Genomic DNA, 16879 nt, shown 5'->3' with positions numbered 1-16879 from the left:
GTGACAGCCCGTGGCGCCGACGATCTCGGGCGTCGATCTCAGGTGTCGATGCCGAACTCGCGGATCTTGCGGTAGATGGTGGCCCGGGAGATACCGAGCGCGTGCGCCGCCGCGGCCTTGCTGTGTGCGTTCTCTTCCAGACTGCGCACGATCGCGTCGCGTTCGAGTGCTTCGATGCGGGTGAGGGTGTGCCGGGTGAGCGCGCGGCACCGCGGCGGCAATTGGCGCACCCCGATCACGCCGGAGCGTTGGTGGGTCACCACCTCGCGAAGGATCTGGCGCAGTTCGGCGACGTTGCCGGGCCACGGATACCTGCTGAGCTGGGTGATGGCCTCGGCGGACACCGACAGCTCGCGGCCACGGGTGAGTTGGCGCAGCAGTGCGGGGATCAGATCGTGGAGGTCCTCGATGCGGTGGCGCAGCGGCGGGATCTCCACCGTGTGGGCGAAGAACGGCATCACCGTCGACTGCACCATGGTGGATGGCGCCGATCCGGCGTCGACCCCGGTGGTCACCCCGATCCAGCCGGCGTGTTCGCGGCCGGGCAGCATGTCGGCGATTGCCGCCACCGCTTCGTCGGGTACCCGGTCGAGATCGGTGATGATGATGCAGAAGCCGTCACGTTCGAGTTCGGTGGCCAGGGTGTCGAGGGTTTCCTCGGCGGTGAAGTCGTCGGCGGCGAACACCCGTGTGGTGCTCCGCACGTGGCGGTCACAGCAGGCACGCAGCACGGTGCTGCGGCCGGTGCCCGGCTCACCGGACACCGCCAGCCATTCGCCGGCGCCGACGGCACGCGAGATCTGCTCGCACGCCAGCCGCCACGAGGAGCTGTGGCCCGCAACGCCGGGCAGGGTCGCCCGGGCCGGACGAGCGGCCGCCGCCGGTGCAGGTGCTGTGTCGAGCAGATGTACGCGAAACACGGCGATCTGGGCTGCGGCGTCGGAGAACTCGGCGACCGGTGAGAGTCGCGCCACCTGGCCACTGGGCAACGCGTTGACCCGCTGGGCGGCCGTGGCGACGAGCGAGTGGTCGACGGCCTGCTCGAGGATCGCGAGCTGATCGCGCGGATCCACCGACAAGCGCAGGCGGCGGTTCATCAGCACCACGTCGCCGGCGATGGCCAGCACCATCGCCTGGGGCGCTCGTCGGCAGGTGGCGAGGTAGGCGTTGAGCAGCCGCGACTCGCGTTCACTTGCCTGCGACATCATCCGCTGCACGATCTGCGCCGTCGCCGACTTCGCCAGCGACATCAGCAGCGACCCCGATTCGTCGTCCCACCCCGTCAGGTCCAGCGCCCCCACCATCGCACCCGAGACCGGGTGGATGATCGGCACGCCTGCGCAGGACAGTTGGTCGAGGCAGCCGGCGTAGTGCTCGGCACCGGCCACCAGGGTGGGCTTGCGGGTCTCGAGGGCGGTACCGATGCCATTGGTGCCCGCGAACTCCTCGCTGTAGCTGTAACCGGGGGCGAGATTCACGTCGTCGAGCATCGAGCGGAGACGACGATTCGCCGACGCGCGCGACAGCACCACACCGTCGGGTGAGGTCAGGATGACGCTGACCGCATCGTCGGCGAGGTCGTCGACGAGTGCGGAGAGCACCGGCCGCGCCGCGGAAACCAGAGGACTCTCGAGGTTGGGTTCGCGGACGAACGGCAACTGCAGACGATCGGCATCGACGTTGAAGGAACGTGAGCGGCGCCACGAGGTGGAGATGGCCTCCCGGACCGCGGCGTCCAGGTCATCGTCGCTGAGAAAGCGCTCGCGGGCGCGCGCTACCTCCCGGGACATCGCAGCATCGCGGGTTGGTCGGGCCTGGTCGTTCTGGCCTGGGCTGGGCTGACATTTCACCGAGCGCGTGGACTCCTCTGTGATCTAGATCTCACCTCTGCTCCCGAGTGTATCCGAACGGGACCGGCCACCGAACCGGTTCGCACGTGGGGAGGGCCGGTCGCGATCAACGCCGAGGACACGTGTGCGTGTCCGGATCGCGACCGGCCCAGTTCTGGGGCCGACGAGGTCAGGGATGGTTCACGGTCAGTAGATGTTCGACGGGCGGACCATGCCTTCGGCGAGATCGCCGAATCCGGGTGCCGGGATGGCGCCCGGGTTGATCATCACCTCTTCGACCACCGCGGTCTCCGTGGTGATCAGCAGTGCTGCGATGGAGGCGGCGCTCTCCAGCGCGGCACGCGTCACCTTGCACGGATCGATGACGCCCTCGTCGAACATGTCGCCGTACTCGCCCGAGAGCGCGTTGAATCCGTGCCCGAGGGGCAGACCGGTGACCACGTTGACCACCTCGTCGCCGTCGAAGCCGGCATTGGTGGCGATCCACCGCAGCGGCTCGGCCAGCGACCGGCGCACCACGTCGATGCCGACCGCCTCGTCGCCGGTGGCCTCGAGTGATTCGAGCGCCCGGTGTGCCTGGGCCAGCGCGGTGCCGCCGCCGGACACGATGCCGGCCTCCACCGCGGCGCGGGTGGCGGCCAGCGCGTCCTCGACCCGCAGCATCCGTTCCTTGAGTTCCACGCTGGTGACGCCACCCACCCGGATCACCGCGACCCGACCGGTGAGCCGGGCGATCCGCAGTTCGAGTGCGTCGCGGTCGGCGTCGATGCGGGCGCGCTCGAGTTGGGCTTCCAGATGCCGGACGCGGGCGTCGACGAGGTCCTGTTGTCCGTGCGCGCCCACCATGGTGGTCTCGTTCTCGGTGACGGTCACCCGGTCGCACGTGCCGAGATGGTCGATGGTGATCTCGTGCAACTCGATGCCGGTGTCCTTGGCCACCACGTGCCCGCCGAGTGCCACCGCGAGATCCTCGAGTTCGGCGATGCGCCGATGCCCGAATCCGGGGGCGCGCACCACCACCGACTGCATCGTCTTGTGCATGTTGCCGCCCACGAGTAGTTGCAGGGCGGGGCCGTCGACGTCCTCGGCCAGCACCAGCAGCGGGCGGTCGGCGCGTTTGGCCGTTTCGATCGCCGGCATCACGTCCTGCACCGAGGTGATCTTCTTGTTGGTCAGCAGCACCACCGGGTTGTCCAGGACCGCTTCCATGCGTTCGGGATTGGTCACCATGTACCCGGAGATGTAGCCGTGGTCGAACTCGATCCCGTCGACCACATCCACCGCAAGTCCGATGGTGTCGCTCTCCTCGGTGGTGATGACCCCGGTGCGGCCGACGTGTTCGACGGCGGCCGCGATCACCTCGCCGATCACCTCGTCGTCGCTGGCCGCCAGCGACGCGATCCGTTCCAGGTCGCCGCGTCCTCCGATCTGGACTGCCTGTGTATCAAGAGATTCCACCACCGAGGTCACCGCGCGTTCGATGCCGCGGCGTACCCGCATGGGGTTGGCGCCCTGTTCGACGGCACGCAGCCCCTCGCGCACCATCGCCTGGGCGAGCACGGTGGCGGTGGTGGTGCCGTCGCCGACCACCCCGTTGGTCTTCATCGCCACCTCCTTGACCAGTTGGGCGCCCATGTTGGCGAACGGGTCGCGCAGCTGGATCTCACGGGCGATGGTGACCCCGTCATTGGTGATGGTCGGTGGGCCGGTCAGTTTCTCCAGCACCGCATTGCGTCCCTTGGGACCCAAGGTGACCTTGACCGCGTCGGCGAGGGCATTGACGCCCCGTTCCAGCCGCAGCCGCGCTTCGGCGTTGTAGCGCAACTCCTTGGCCATGTTCTCAACCTTCTTTCGATGTGTGTTCTCAGGTGGATTGGGGAAGGGGTGATCTCGACAAGCTCGATCAGCGAAGGGGCCCGATCAGGGGATCAGGATCGCCCGGCCGCGTACCCGGCCGGAATCCAGATCGTCGAGGGCGCTCTGGAAGTCGTCGAGCGCGTAGGTTGCGGTGTGCAGTTTGACCTTTCCCTGTGCGGCGAGTGTCATCAGCTCGGTGAGGTCGTTGTACGAACCCACCAGATTGCCGATGAAATTGATCTCGGTGGAGATGATGTCGATCGTGGGGACGTTGATGTTCTCGCCGTAACCGACGACGAAGTAGTTGCCCGCGCGGTGCAGCATCGCAACACCTTCGGCGGTCGCGCCGCCCTCACCGACGAAGTCGAGGACCGCCTCGGCGCCCTTCCCGTCGGTCAGATCCAGGACCTGCTGCACCTGCGTGCTCTGCTGATTCGGTCCGCTCGCCTCGCTCCCGGCGCCGTCGGCGACGATGCCCTTGTGGGCACCGACCTCCACGGCCAGTGCCACCGCCTCCGGATTGCGGTCGACCACCACGATGGTCACCCCGGAGATGGCGGCCAGAACCTGAATTCCGATGTGGCCCAAGCCGCCTGCCCCGATCACCACGCAGGTGTCACCGGGCCGGGTCATCGCGGCCACCTTGGCCGCGGCGTGGTAGGCGGTCAGGCCGGCGTCGGCGAGGGCCGCCACGTCCGACGGTTCGAGCGAATCGTCGATGCGCACCACGCTGCGGGCCGTCGTCTTGAGATAGTCGGCGTATCCGCCGTCGGTGTCGATGCCCGGGAAAAGACTGTTCTCGCAATGCACGTCGTCGCCCGCCCGGCAGGCGCGGCACAGTCCGCAGGTGATCAGCGGATGCAGGATCACCTTGTCGCCGACGGCGACATTGGTGACGGCGTCACCCACCGCCTCGACCCACCCGGCGTTCTCGTGGCCGATCGTGTACGGCAGGCTGACACCGCTCTTCTCGGCCCACTGGCCCTCGAGGATGTGCAGATCGGTGCGGCACACACCGGCACCGCCGATCCGCACGATCACGTCGAGCGGTCCGGTGATCTGTGGATCGGGAACCTCGTTGAGTTGCAGTTTGTCGTGATAACCGACGACCTGTACGGCCCTCATGATGACCTCTCCTCGGTGGAATGTGATGTGGTGGTCGCGCCTGCGGCCGAACGGATGTCGGTGATCACCGGTCCGCTGGTGCCGTCGCATTCGCCGTCGTCGGCATACCGGGTGGCCAGCAGGCCGCGGCAGAAGTGGGAGTTGCCCTCCATCGAGATGCGCACCGACCGCGCGAACCGCAGCCGCAGCGGCACCTGGTCGGCGGGCAGCGGGTGGCCCTCCTCGTCGACCACCACCCGCGCATTGGGGCAGACACCCAGACCGATCTGCACCCGACGACGCAGCAGCGCGTACTTCGACCGCCCGTCCGGGAGGTCGCGCAGCAGCAGGTGACCGCAGTCCTCCACGCCGCACCGGCCCGACGAGATCAGTGGGGCCACACAGCGTTCCATCGCCGCGGTGTGTGCCTTACGCAGAAACGTCATGCGCAGCTCGTCGAGATCGTCTTGCGCCTCGACACCGAACGTGCCCTTGTATCCGGCGTGCGCGGCGAGACCCGCGTTGATCTTGTCGGAGTCGTGATGATCGTCGAGCATCACCCGCACCTCGCCGATGCCGTCGACACATTCGAGGGCGTCGAGTGCATCCGACGCCATCAGGTAGGCGAAGTTCGGCGAGCAGAACGAGGTGGGCAGCCGCAGGTGAACGGTGACGCCGCGGTCGTCGAGGAACACCGACCGCACGAAGTTGAGATCGGTGATCGGCTCGTCGAGTTCCGGGTCGAGCACCGTGCCGAGTGCGGCGAGCACCGCAGACGGCAACGGCTGTGCCGCCTCGAGCGGGGCGTCGTCGGCGTGGACGTGCCCGTGATCGGCCAGCGCGGTCATGCGTTCACCGGGTCGTGTGCGGCGGCGTCCGGCGCTCCCGGGGCCACCTCGGCACCCGGATCGGCGGCGGCGGTCGGGATACGCAGCTCCTCGGGCACCTCGATGTGCGGGTAGAGAGCCGCAGCATTGAGTCCCAGGATCTTTCGCTTCTGGTCGGTGGTCAGCGGAGCGTATTCGGTCATGTCCTCGGGGATCTGGAAGTCGACGAACCGCTCCACCAGCCACTGTGGGGTCCACAGCGCGTAGTCGCTGGCGAAGAGGATCTTGTCCTCACCGATCCAGTACATGAGTTCACCGATGATCTGCGCGAAGTAGCGGGGCCGGGTGTGGATGAACGGGATCGCCACCGCCAGACCGCCGTACACGTTGGATTCCTGGGTGGCGATCCAGCAGAAGTCCTCGAGCCGGGGGAGTCCGACGTGCTCGATGATGAAGTTCAGATCGGTGTAGTCGGTGGCCACCTTGTCGACGTCGGCAACGTCGAACGCGTCGCGGTCCAGCGGACGGATGGTGGGGCCCTTGTGCACGTGAACGTTCTTGATACCCAACTCGATGCACTCTTCCAGATAGCGCCGCGACCAGTGGTCGTCGAGTTTGTAGCCGCGTGAGTCACCGTGCCACTCGGCGGTGTAGAGCTTCACCCCGCGCAGGTTCATCGTCTCCGCGTCCTTGCGCAATTGCACCAGGCCGTCCTCGCCGTCGCGCGGATCGTAGGCGTGGTTGTAGGTGAGCTTGTCGGGATTGTCGGCGGCCAGCTTGAGCGAGTCGTCCACCTGCGCGAATCCGTTGACGTAGAAGTCTTTCAGGATGGTCGCCTGGAAGATCGCGTGGTCGGCCGGGCCGTCGACGAACAGATCCTGCATCAGGCGGTCGGCGCCGTAGTAGCAGTAGGTGTCGTAGTCCCACACCTGTTCTTCGGGGCTGAGGTTGCGGTGGTAGTCGTAGAAGCAGTCGATGAACTGTTTGCCGTGGATGTTGCGCTGGTTGGACTCGCGGCCGTCCCACAGGTGGACGTGGGCATCGACGATGAAGTACTTCTCGCCATTCTTCTCGTACATCTTTCACTCGCTCTCTCGCGGCGTTGTCGGGGGCTGTGGGGTTGAAAGAAACTGGGGCTGAAAGAAACTGGGGCTGAAAGAAACTGGTGGTCCAGACCATCTCCGATGATGGTGATCGTCGCCGGGGCCGAACCGAGGTCATGGCCCCGGCGACGATGTCTCTAGGAGGTTGCGGTCTCTATGAGGTTGCGGTCAGATCGAATCCGATGAACTCGGCCGCGTCCTCGGGGCTGGCGAACAGGATGGTGCGGTCGTCGAGATGCACCATCCGTCCGTAGTGGGTGGAACTGATCTCCTCGAAGACCGATCCGTCGAAATCCTGGCCGAGGGCGTCGGTGAGTTCGTCGTAGTCGAAGTCGAGGCGGTTGACACCGTCGACCCGGATCATCGACGGGTACTCGGTGAGGGTGACGCCCTCCTTGTCGCCCATCACGTCGGCGACCACACGTCCGATGGGTGTGTTCATCAGCGTGACGCCGCACATGTTGGAGAACTCGGTCTGCGCGCCGAATTGCATGCCGTCAGATTGCAAGGTGCTCACTGGTTCAACTCCTCGGGGATATCGACTTCGATGTCCGACAGCACGTCGGCGAACTTGGTCTTCGCGGCCGACAGACTCGCGGAGAACGTGACCGACTTGTCGGCCGGCTGCGACCAGATCGGCTGCAGGGTGTGCGCGGCGTCGAGGCAGCGTGGCACCCATTCGGCCATCCAGTCGGCAGCCAGTTTGCGGTTGTCGATCGCGAATTTCTCGTCCCGGCACAGCATCTGGAACAGCGACCTCGTGTAGTTGAGGTCGCGGGCGTAGTCGTACTCGCCGGTGCCGACGATCGTCGGGGTGATGTAGTCGCCGTTGCGGGCGGCCACCTGCATCACCAGTTCGCTGCGGAACAACGACCCGATGAGCTGTTCGAACACGATGTTCGTCACGAACAACAGTTGTGCCCAGTCGCCGATCGCGGTGATCCGCTCGAGCGTCTCACGCACTCCCTGCCACTCCGGTGCCGACTGCCAGACCTCCTTGTGGACCGATCCGTCGAACCGCTCCTCGGCCTCGGACAGGTCGAGGTTGAACAACGCCAGATCCTGCGCGAAACGCAGTTTGTGGGCCGCGGTGACGGCGACCGCGTTGTTGATCATGTTCGTCGGCGCCGACCGCTGGATGGAGGTGAACACGTGCAACCCCATCCCGCTCTCGGCGTGCATCCACGCACCCAGGTTGCGTTCGATGAAGGTGAGCCAGGCCGAGTTCCAGCCGTCGTAGGCGCGAGCGCGCTTGGCATTCTGCAGACACAGATCCACCTGGTGCACCACCGCGGAGTTGTTGCGGTAGATGGTCTGTTCCCACTCCTCGTTGGGATCGAGGAAGGCGTGCCAGTTGCTCGAGCGGGCCACCGTCCACTCCTGCGGGTATCCGCCGGGTCCGTTGCCGAATCCGTAGATCCATCCCTGCGTGAGATGGCGTTCGGGATCGGGCTGGACGTCGACGGTGACGTCCTCGTAGGTGGTGGCGCGCTTCTTGGCCGGCTGATAGTAGTTGTACTTCCGGCTGCGGCTGCTGGGGAACTCCTTGGCGCCTGCCTCTGCGTCCGTGAACTCGATGGTGGGGAAGCTGCGTTCCCGTGGTTGTGCTGGTGCGGACATACCTTTCGTTCCTGTCGTTCTGGCCTGACTTCTCAGTCAAATGCCGGGCTGGTGAACTTGTCGTAGAAGATCTGGTCTCTGGGCATCGCGTGCTGGTCGGCGAGCGCGAGCGCGGCGTCGACCATCGGTGGGGGGCCGCAGAAATACACCTCCGTTCGGGCCAGGTCTGATTCGTTGCCGTTGACGATGTCGGTGACGTTGCCGGCGGCCACGGTCACCCCCTCGGGAGCGTCCGTGGTCGATTCCGACAGGCACGCCGTGAACGAGAAGTCGGCGATCTTCTCTCCGAGAGAAGCGATCTCGTCGAGATAGAACAGATCACCGGCAGTTCGGGCGCCGTAGTAGAAGCGCACCGGACGATTGATCTGCTCCTCGGCGATGTGCCGCAGCAGCGACAGCAGGGGCGCCATGCCGGCGCCGCCGCCGATGCACACGATCGGCAGCACGTGTCCGTTGCGCAGCGAGCACGATCCGTACGGACCGTTGATCATGATCTCGTCGCCAGGTGACAGTCCGCCGTCCTCGAGCATCCCCGCGAACCTGCCGCCGGGATACTTCTTGATGAGGAACTCGAGGCGGTCGGGGGTGCTCTGCGTGGTGGCGATCGAGAACGACCGCGTCTCGTCGGTTCCCGGGATGGTCAGATCGACGTACTGGCCGGGTTTGAACTCGAACGTCTCGGGTTCGACGACGTCGAGTCGCAGCGACACGATGTCCTTGGTCATCGGTTCGATGCCCGCCACCCGGGTACGGACGTCCTGGATCGGTGCCCCGCCGAGAAGCTCGTCCTCGTCGAAGTTGAGCAACTCGATCTCGCAGTCGCTGTAGGCGTAGGTGCGGCACAGCAGTACGTAGCCCTCGGCCTCCTCGGCCTCGTTGCAGGCGAAGGTCGAGTAGTCGTCCATCTGCACGTCGCCGTCGAGCATGTACGACTTGCACGCCGAACACCGGCCCTCCCGGCATCCGTGCATGAGGTGGATGCCCTGCCGGAACGCGGCGTCGAGGATCGTCTCGTCCTCCGTGACCTCCATCTCGATGTCGACGGGAGCAAAGTTGATGCGGTGAATGTCGGCCAAGGCGATCTCCTGGGCTGGACCGCCCCGCCGGCCGAGGTGACTCGACCGGCGGGTCGGCTGGATGCGGACGTGTGGGATCGGACCGATCAGACGGTCACGGCCCCGTTCTTGTTGGCCATGTACGCGGCGATGTGCTCCGTGCGTTCCTCGTCGCTCATCTCGTTCAGCAACACGTTGGGACTGCCGAACTGGATGCCACGCACATCGTCGAGCGTCCACATCTTCTTGGGATCGAGATCCAGATGTGGCTGCGGGATCAGGGTCTTGCCGTCATCGCGGACGTAGCCGAGATCCTTGATGATGTCGGCGAGGTCCTTGCCGTGGTGCAGCGTCTCCCATTCGCGGAATCCGGTGAGGCGCCCCATGTTCGGGGTGGGACGTCCCTCGTATTCGGGGCGGAAGGCCACCTTGTCGGTCCACGCGCAGGTTTCCGAGCAGTAGGTGCGCCACTGGCCGTCGACCTTGTCGGTCACCATGTCCTCACGGATCAGACACGGCACCATGCAAGTCCAGCAGCGGTGCGGGTACTCGTAGTCGACGTCCTCGAAGGCGATCGGCTTGTTCTTGCCGGGGTAGGCCAGCCGGTTGTAGTTCTCCCACCACTTGCCGAACTTGTTGTACCAGCCGGGGTACTTCTCCTCGAACCACTCGAAGTCCTTGTCGGTCATGGCGTCAATGCGCCAGTAGTTGACCGGCCAGCCGGTGGCGAAGAAGCGGGCCACTTCGTGCACGTAGTGCTTGTTGACGATCCGGTTCCACGCCTCCTCGACCAGGTCGTGCGGGATCGTCAGGCCGTACTTCTCCAGCGGCAACAGGTAGCTGCGGTAGTAGTCGTCGTAGATCCAGCGCCGCCACATCTCGGCGTAGCTCTCCCGGTCCTTGCGGCGGTCCTTGGTGCCGTACTCGATGAACGTGCCGATCGCGGCGTCCACCACGCAGTGGTTGTTCCACCACGCGTAGCGCAGGTCGCGTTCGAGCAGCGGCCGGTTGCGTTCGTCGGCCAAGGCCATCAGCAGGATGGAGTAGCCGTTGGAGATGTGGCGCGACTCGTCGGACTGCACCGAGTGGAACACCGTCGGCAGCAGGTAGTCGCCGTTGGCGGCCGCCTCGTCGGGCATCGCGACGAACAGGGTGTTGGTGAACGCGGTCTCGGCCACCACGGTCAGGTAGATGTTGGCCGCGGTGATCGCGTCGCCGGTGATGAATCCCTCACCGAACTGGCGGCCGATGGTGCCCGCGTAGTTGTTCGCGAACGCCTTCTCGGTGATGTCGAACCCCGCCGGGTCGATGTAGTTGTTCATGTACAGCTTTTTGAGGTTCATCTGGATCGTCGAGTGCCGCACCTCGTCGATCATCTGCACCGCGAGCCCGTTGTGGATCTCCGGGTTGGGCACGGCGTCGATGGCCATCGGCATGGCGCGGGCCGCCGAGATCTCCGGGAACGGGATGATCGACAAGAAGAGTTTCTGCCATTCCAGCCAGCGCTCCTGCACCTGCCGGAACATGTTGCCGCGGATGGCGCCGTCCATGGCGCCGAACACGCGGTTGTCCTTCTCCTCCTCCATCGGGAAGTAGGACCGCATGATCTGCTTGAGAGGGTCCTTCTTGGGTGCCTTCTCGAACGTGTAGTCGGTTCCGAAACGGGTTGCCGGGGTGGCAAAGGTGGGCTCCCACGACAGCTCGGTGATCTTCGCATGGGCTTTGGTCAAGCTCTGCCTGCTCAATGTGCGCCTCCTCGTATAGAAGGCCGACGACATGCCGGCCTGCTGGGCTGGAGCGCCTTCGATACAACATGGTGATCCACGCCACATCCGTCTCACTGTGAGACGAGCGACATGTTTGCTGATCTGCATAGGGCATTTCGGCCCATCTCGAGGCGCTGCTTCCGGGTGCTGGCGGAGAATCCGGGTGCTGCAGCGCCCGGATTCTCCGGCACCACCCAGGTTGTGAACGCGCCGGCGTGACAAGGGTGATTGTCGGAACCGAGGCGCCGGGCGCCGCGTCCAAGGCGGCATGCCGAACTACCCCACCGACGACCACGGACTCATCCACCGCGCGGAGGTAATCGCCGTCGGGTTCACCGACGACGATCTGCGCAGATCGCTCCGGGAAGGAGACATCGTGCGGATCGCGCGCGGGGTCTACGCCGTCGGGGCCACGCGTAGCCGCCGCGAATGGCACCGCGTGCGCGCCCTTGCCGCCGTGTCGACGAGCACCATCTCGTTCCCGCTGAGTCATCAGTCGGCGGCCGTGCTGCACGGCATCGAGATGCTGATGCCCAATCTCCGGCGGGTGCACACCGTGGCCACCACGGGCAAGGGCTACCGAACCGCAATGCAACACTGCCACGGCGGAGATGTCGACGATGCCGACATCGTCCGTATCCGGGGCGTCGCGGTCACATCCGTCGAACGCACCGCCGTCGACGTGGCCTGCGCCGCCTCGGGTTTCGCGCAGGCGCTCGCCGTCTTCGACTCCGCGCTGCGGCACGGTGCGGATCGCTCGGCGATGGCGTCGATGCTGACCAGCCGACGTCGCGGCGTTGCCATGGCGCGGCGCGCGTTGCACTTCGCCGACGCCGGGGCCGAGAATCCCGGTGAATCATGGAGTCGCGCACAGATGATCGAGGCCGGACTACCGGTGGCGCGCCTGCAACACGACTTCTATGACGGTGATCAGCACGTGGCCCGTTCGGATTTCGACTGGCAGGGACGCCTCGTCGGCGAGTTCGACGGTAAGGTCAAGTACCAGAAGCTGCTTCGGCCCGGTGAGGACGTGACCGAGGTGGTGCTGCGGGAGAAGGCGCGTGAGGATCACCTCCGCAGCATGGGCGTCATGGTGGTCCGCTGGACGTGGAAAGACCTGGAGGCCGGACGTGTGGCCGGCCTCGTGCGGCAGTGGTTGGTGACACTGAACCTGCTGGCCGCGTAGACGTCGCGGTCCCCGCGAGGTGCGGTATCGGAGGAGTTGGGTGGTGCTGGAGAATCCGGGTGCTGCAGCATCCGGGTTCTCCAGCACCACCCGAATTCAGCCGGCTCGCAGGGCGCGGTAGACGGCCGTCTCGAAGTCCAGGTAGCGCGCCAGCGCGGTCGGGTCGAAGAACGGGAAGAGTTGGGTGGCCCAGAAACCGCCGATGCCGTTGTGCCGGTCGATCCAGAAGTACAGATTGGCCAGGCCGGCCCAGCCCAGTGACCCGGCGGGCCGACCGGTGGGTGCGTCGGCCTCGTTGATCAGGAAACCCAGGCCCCAACTCTTCGGCACACCGGGAAAGAAGTCGACGTCGTGAGAGAGTTTCGGTTTCACCCCGGGTAGCACGGTGACGGTCAGCGGCCCGATCTGGTCGCGGGTGGCGGCGGCGACGGTGCCGGCGCGCAGGATCTGCTCGCCGGAGTCGGCGCGACCGTCGTTGAGCCACATCCGGATGAAGGCCAGGTAGTCGCCGACGGTGGAGTAGAGGCCCTGCCCGCCCATGTGGATCTGCGGGTCGTCGGGAAGGGCGAAGCGTGGATTGGCACGCAGAGAGCCGTCGGGGTTGCGGTGATACATCGTCGCCGTGCGTGTGCGCATGTCGACGGTGCGGGTGAATCCGGTGTCGCGCATACCCAGTGGACGCAGAAGGCGTTCGGCGAGTACCTCGCCGAGTCGTTGGCCGGTAACGGCCTCCACCACCAGTCCGGCCCAGTCGACGCCCGACCCGTACCGCCATTCGGTTCCCGGATCGAAGAGCAGCGGCGTGGTGAGTGCGGGCAGTGTTGCGGTGGCGATGTCGGGCAACTGCTGCTCGCGGAACAGGCGCAGATAGGTCTCGTCGAAGAAGTCGTATCCGAATCCGGCAGTGTGCGTGAGCAATTCGCGGGTCGTCGGAGATCGGCGTGCGGGCCGCAGTCGCGGGGTGCCGTCGGCGTCGAATCCCTCGATCACTTGTGGGTTGGCGAGGCGGGGTTCGTACTCGCTCGCCGGTGCATCGAGGTCGAGAAGTCCGTCGTCGACCACACTCAGTGCGGCGGCGGTGGTGAGTGGTTTGGTGGCCGAGAAGATCGCGAACACCGTGTCGTCGGTAACCGGATCGGAGCCGGGCGCCGTCGCGTGTACCCGCATGAGGGTCTTTGTGGCGTCGGTGACCCCGGCGACCACGCCGGGTAGTGCCGGTGCCTCGGTCATCTTGTCCTGCAGTGACTTTCGTACGCCGTCACGCAGTGCGTGCACGTCGAATGCCGACGGCATCACCGGGCCACGCCCAGCGACGCGACGAACTCACCCAGACGTTCGATGCCCAGCGTGAGGTCCGCGGTGGAGGCGGCATAGGACAGCCGCACGTATCGGTCGGCGCCGTCGACCCCGAAGTCTTTTCCGGGGGTCAGCGCCACGCGCGCCTCCGACAGGGCGCGTTCGCAGAACTCCCACGACGACAAGCCCGTCGACCCGACGTCGATGTACACGTAGAAGGCGCCGTCGGGGGTCACCGGAACGTCGAGGCCGATGGCGGCGAGGCCGTCGAGCACCTGCACGCGGCGCCGCGTGAACTCGCGTCTGCGTTCCTCGGTGACCGCGAGCGACTCCGGGTCGAAGCAGGTGAGCGCCGCGTACTGCGCCGGCGTCGGCGGGCAGACGTAGAAGTTCTGGGCCAATCGTTCGACGGGTTCGACGAGTTTGTCGGGCAGGATGCACCAGCCCAGACGCCATCCGGTCATCCCGAAGTATTTGGAGAAGCTGTTGATCACCACTACGTCGGAGGCCAGTGACGGTTCGGCGAGCACGCTGCGTGGCGGGCGACCGTCGGGTTCCGGGTCGGACAGACCCAGGTAGATCTCGTCGACCACATTCCACCCGCCGCGCGACCCAACCCGCCGGCACATGTCGGTGAGGTCGTCGAACCGCATCGACGTCCCGGTCGGATTCGACGGCGACGCCACGATCACACCCCGGGTGTCCGGCCTCCAGAACTCGTCGACCAGATCCGGGGTGAGTTGAAATCGGTCGGCCGCGGTGGTGGGCACCAGCGACACCGACGCCCCGAAACTCTCCGCGAACTGCCGGTTACACGGGTACGAGGGATCACCGATGAGGACGCCGTCACCGGGGTCGATGAGCGCCGCGCACGCCAGTAGCAACGCGGCGGAGGCGCCGGCGGTGACCGCCACGTTCGCGGCGTCCACCTCGGCCCGAAAATGGTGACGGTAGAAGTCGGCGATCGCCGACCGCAGGTCGGGTAGGCCCAGCGCGGCGGTGTAGGCCATCGGGCGGCCGTCGGCGATCTCGCGAATCCGGGACAAGAATTGTGGTGGCGCGCCGAAGTCGGGTTCACCGATGTTGAGGCGCACCACGCGGTGCCCTTCGGCCTCGACGGCGGCCGCGTTCTTCGCGAATTCCATCGCGTAGAACGGGGCCACCCGCTGTGCGCGCCGCGAGATCTTCATCCCCCCATTCTGCGCGGCGCGCCTCTCCTCAGTTCGCGGGCACCGAGTTGAAGGTGTCCGGGTCGGGGCCGCGGCGCTCGTCCTTGTTGAGGCCGTCGATCGCGGCCATGTCCTCGGGGGAGAGTTCGAAGTCGAAGATGGCGAAATTCTCCTCCACGCGCTTGCGGGTCACCGACTTCGGGAAGATGATGTCGCCGCGCTGGATGTGCCACCGCAGGGTGACCTGGGCGGTCGACCGCCCCTTCTCGGTGGCGATCTTCTGTAGCACCGGATCACCGAGAACGTCCCCCTGGGCGATGGGCGACCACGCTTCGGTGGCGATGCCGTGATCGGCATTGAACGCCCGTACCTTGGTCTGGGTGAGGTAGGGGTGCACCTCGATCTGGTTGACCGCGGGCACCACCTCGGTCTCGGCGAGCAACCGCTCGAGGTGATGCGGCTGGAAATTGGAGACGCCGATCGCCCGGGCCTTGCCGTCGGCGTAGATCTTCTCCATCGCCTTCCAGGTCTCGACGAAATCGCCCACCTCGGGCAGCGGCCAGTGGATCAGGAACAGATCCACCGCGTCCACGCCGAGCGCCGACAGCGTGCCGTCGGTGGCCGTGAGCGCGTCGTCGTAGGCGTGGAAGGAGTTGTTCAGCTTGGAGGTGATGAACACCTCGTCGCGGGGCAGGCCCGAGGCACGGACGGCCTCGCCGACCTCCTTCTCGTTGCCGTACATCTCCGCGGTGTCGATGTGGCGGTAGCCGACCTCAAGTGCCATGGTGGTGGCCTCGACCGTGTCGGCGGGGTCGATCTGGAAGACACCGAATCCGAGCTGCGGAATCTGTACCCCGTTGTTGAGGGTGATGAATGGGACTGTCATGACATACCTTTCACTTCGATGTCGGTGGACGGACGGATCTCGTGCCGACGCCGGGTGGCGCCGGTGTTCAGGCAACGATGACGAGCTTGCCCCGCTGGTGGGATTCGAGAACGTCGTGCAGTGCCTGACCTGCCTGGTCGAGCGAGTAGGTGGCCGCGACGTCGGTGACGATCGCTCCTGACGCTGCGTCACCGATCAGGGGTTCGATCGCGGCGGCGCGGTTCTCCTTGCTCTGCGGTTTCTGGCCGTCGACCACGACGATGCCGTCGTCGGCGCGGCCGAACGCGGCGATGCTCACGATGCGGCTGTGGTCGGCGACCAGTTCGAGGGACACATCGATCGCCTCGTCGGTGCCCACCGTGTCGATCGCGGCGGTGATCGCGCCGGGCGCGGCCGCCCGCACGCGGTCGGCGAGGCCCTCACCGTAGGTCACCGGGATGGCGCCGAGTGCCCGGAGGTGATCGTGGTTGACCTCGGCGGCGGTGGCGATCACGGTGGCGCCGCGGCGCGCCGCGAGTTGCACGGCGATCGAGCCGACCGATCCGGCGCCGCCGTGGATCAGGACGGTGTCCGAACCGGTGACACCGGCGGTGGCGATGGTGTCCGCGGCGGTGACCCCCACCAGCAGCAGCCCGGCGGCGTGCTCGTCGTCGAGTTCTGCCGGTTTGTGATGGACCGAACCACTGTCGACGACGACGTGGTCGGCGTAGGCGCCGGAAATCGGGTAGGCGATCACCGCGTCGCCGGGGGAGAAGGGCTGCTCGGCGCCGTCGACGGGGTCGCCGACAGCGCGGACGACGCCGGCGAGTTCGGAGCCCACGGGGCGCGGGAGCACGGACTCGTCGGTGCCCATGGAGCCGTTGACGACCTTCGCGTCGAACGGATTGACGCCGATCGCCCGGACGTCGATGACGACCTGCCCGGGGTCGGGTAGCGGCAGTTCGGTCTTGACCACCTCGACCACGTCGATCGGGTCTCCGTAGGCGGTGGCCACCACTTGACGGGCGGTGACAGCGGCGGAGGTGATGTCGAGGGTGTTCTCGTTCGTCGGGGTGGTGCTCGAGTTCTCGGCCATGTTCGGTTCAAGGCGACCCGCCCCCGGCGGTATTCCGGCAATCGTGGAATCGATTCCACCAAGATTGGTAACTTATGGGTTACCA

Annotated in this window: 14 protein-coding genes; 1 reads left to right on the top strand and 13 read right to left on the bottom strand. The window is 66.2% G+C overall.

Annotated elements, in window-relative coordinates; translation table 11 throughout:
• Positions 1 to 38: 38 nt before the first annotated feature.
• From ACWDTD_RS02005 to ACWDTD_RS01965, 9 genes are all read right to left on the bottom strand, one after another.
• Positions 39 to 1790, bottom strand: a complete 1752-nt coding sequence (locus ACWDTD_RS02005; protein WP_449745368.1) for a sigma-54-dependent Fis family transcriptional regulator — start codon at positions 1788 to 1790, stop codon at positions 39 to 41.
• Positions 1791 to 2036: 246 nt separating this feature from the next.
• On the bottom strand, positions 2037 to 3686 hold the full coding sequence (groL, locus tag ACWDTD_RS02000; RefSeq protein ID WP_449745367.1) for a chaperonin GroEL: 1650 nt from the start codon (positions 3684 to 3686) through the stop codon (positions 2037 to 2039).
• Positions 3687 to 3770: 84 nt separating this feature from the next.
• Positions 3771 to 4832 (bottom strand): NAD(P)-dependent alcohol dehydrogenase, encoded by a 1062-nt coding sequence (locus ACWDTD_RS01995; protein ID WP_449745366.1) that lies wholly within the window; start codon positions 4830 to 4832, stop codon positions 3771 to 3773.
• Positions 4829 to 5659, bottom strand: coding sequence for an iron-sulfur cluster assembly protein (locus tag ACWDTD_RS01990; RefSeq protein WP_449745365.1), 831 nt, complete (start codon positions 5657 to 5659; stop codon positions 4829 to 4831). Before ACWDTD_RS01990 ends, ACWDTD_RS01995 begins: the two co-directional genes overlap by 4 nt.
• A complete protein-coding gene (locus ACWDTD_RS01985) occupies positions 5656 to 6717 on the bottom strand; it encodes an amidohydrolase family protein (RefSeq protein ID WP_449745364.1) in 1062 nt (353 codons plus the stop codon). Before ACWDTD_RS01985 ends, ACWDTD_RS01990 begins: the two co-directional genes overlap by 4 nt.
• A gap of 178 nt (positions 6718 to 6895) precedes the next feature.
• Positions 6896 to 7234, bottom strand: coding sequence for a propane 2-monooxygenase effector subunit MimD (gene mimD / locus ACWDTD_RS01980; RefSeq protein ID WP_449745488.1), 339 nt, complete (start codon positions 7232 to 7234; stop codon positions 6896 to 6898).
• Positions 7235 to 7254: 20 nt separating this feature from the next.
• Positions 7255 to 8361, bottom strand: coding sequence for an aromatic/alkene monooxygenase hydroxylase subunit beta (locus tag ACWDTD_RS01975; protein ID WP_449745363.1), 1107 nt, complete (start codon positions 8359 to 8361; stop codon positions 7255 to 7257).
• A gap of 32 nt (positions 8362 to 8393) precedes the next feature.
• Positions 8394 to 9437: a 2Fe-2S iron-sulfur cluster-binding protein gene (locus ACWDTD_RS01970; protein WP_449745362.1), complete on the bottom strand. Its 1044-nt coding sequence runs from the start codon at positions 9435 to 9437 to the stop codon at positions 8394 to 8396.
• A gap of 86 nt (positions 9438 to 9523) precedes the next feature.
• Entirely contained in the window at positions 9524 to 11161 is a 1638-nt protein-coding gene (locus ACWDTD_RS01965) for an aromatic/alkene/methane monooxygenase hydroxylase/oxygenase subunit alpha (protein ID WP_449745361.1), read from the bottom strand.
• A 289-nt stretch (positions 11162 to 11450) separates the two neighbouring features.
• Between ACWDTD_RS01965 and ACWDTD_RS01960 the strand changes: the two genes are divergently transcribed.
• Positions 11451 to 12368: a hypothetical protein gene (locus ACWDTD_RS01960; RefSeq protein ID WP_449745360.1), complete on the top strand. Its 918-nt coding sequence runs from the start codon at positions 11451 to 11453 to the stop codon at positions 12366 to 12368.
• A gap of 96 nt (positions 12369 to 12464) precedes the next feature.
• Here the strand turns inward: ACWDTD_RS01960 and ACWDTD_RS01955 are convergent, their stop codons facing one another.
• The 4 genes from ACWDTD_RS01955 to ACWDTD_RS01940 form a co-directional block, all read right to left on the bottom strand.
• Positions 12465 to 13661 carry a serine hydrolase domain-containing protein gene (locus ACWDTD_RS01955; RefSeq protein ID WP_449745359.1) on the bottom strand — a complete coding sequence of 399 codons (1197 nt, stop codon included), beginning with the start codon at positions 13659 to 13661 and terminating at the stop codon, positions 12465 to 12467.
• A complete protein-coding gene (locus ACWDTD_RS01950; RefSeq protein WP_449745358.1) occupies positions 13661 to 14854 on the bottom strand; it encodes an aminotransferase class I/II-fold pyridoxal phosphate-dependent enzyme in 1194 nt (397 codons plus the stop codon). The genes ACWDTD_RS01955 and ACWDTD_RS01950 overlap by 1 nt, the downstream gene beginning before the upstream one ends.
• Before the next feature lie 28 nt (positions 14855 to 14882).
• On the bottom strand, positions 14883 to 15719 hold the full coding sequence (locus tag ACWDTD_RS01945) for an aldo/keto reductase (RefSeq protein ID WP_449745357.1): 837 nt from the start codon (positions 15717 to 15719) through the stop codon (positions 14883 to 14885).
• 67 nt (positions 15720 to 15786) lie between these two features.
• A complete protein-coding gene (locus tag ACWDTD_RS01940; protein ID WP_449745356.1) occupies positions 15787 to 16794 on the bottom strand; it encodes a quinone oxidoreductase family protein in 1008 nt (335 codons plus the stop codon).
• Positions 16795 to 16879: the final 85 nt, after the last annotated feature.

The organism is Gordonia sp. NPDC003425, from assembly GCF_053588635.1.
The sequence above is the reverse complement of the archived record's forward strand: the minus strand, read 5'-3'. Positions and strand labels throughout refer to the sequence as shown.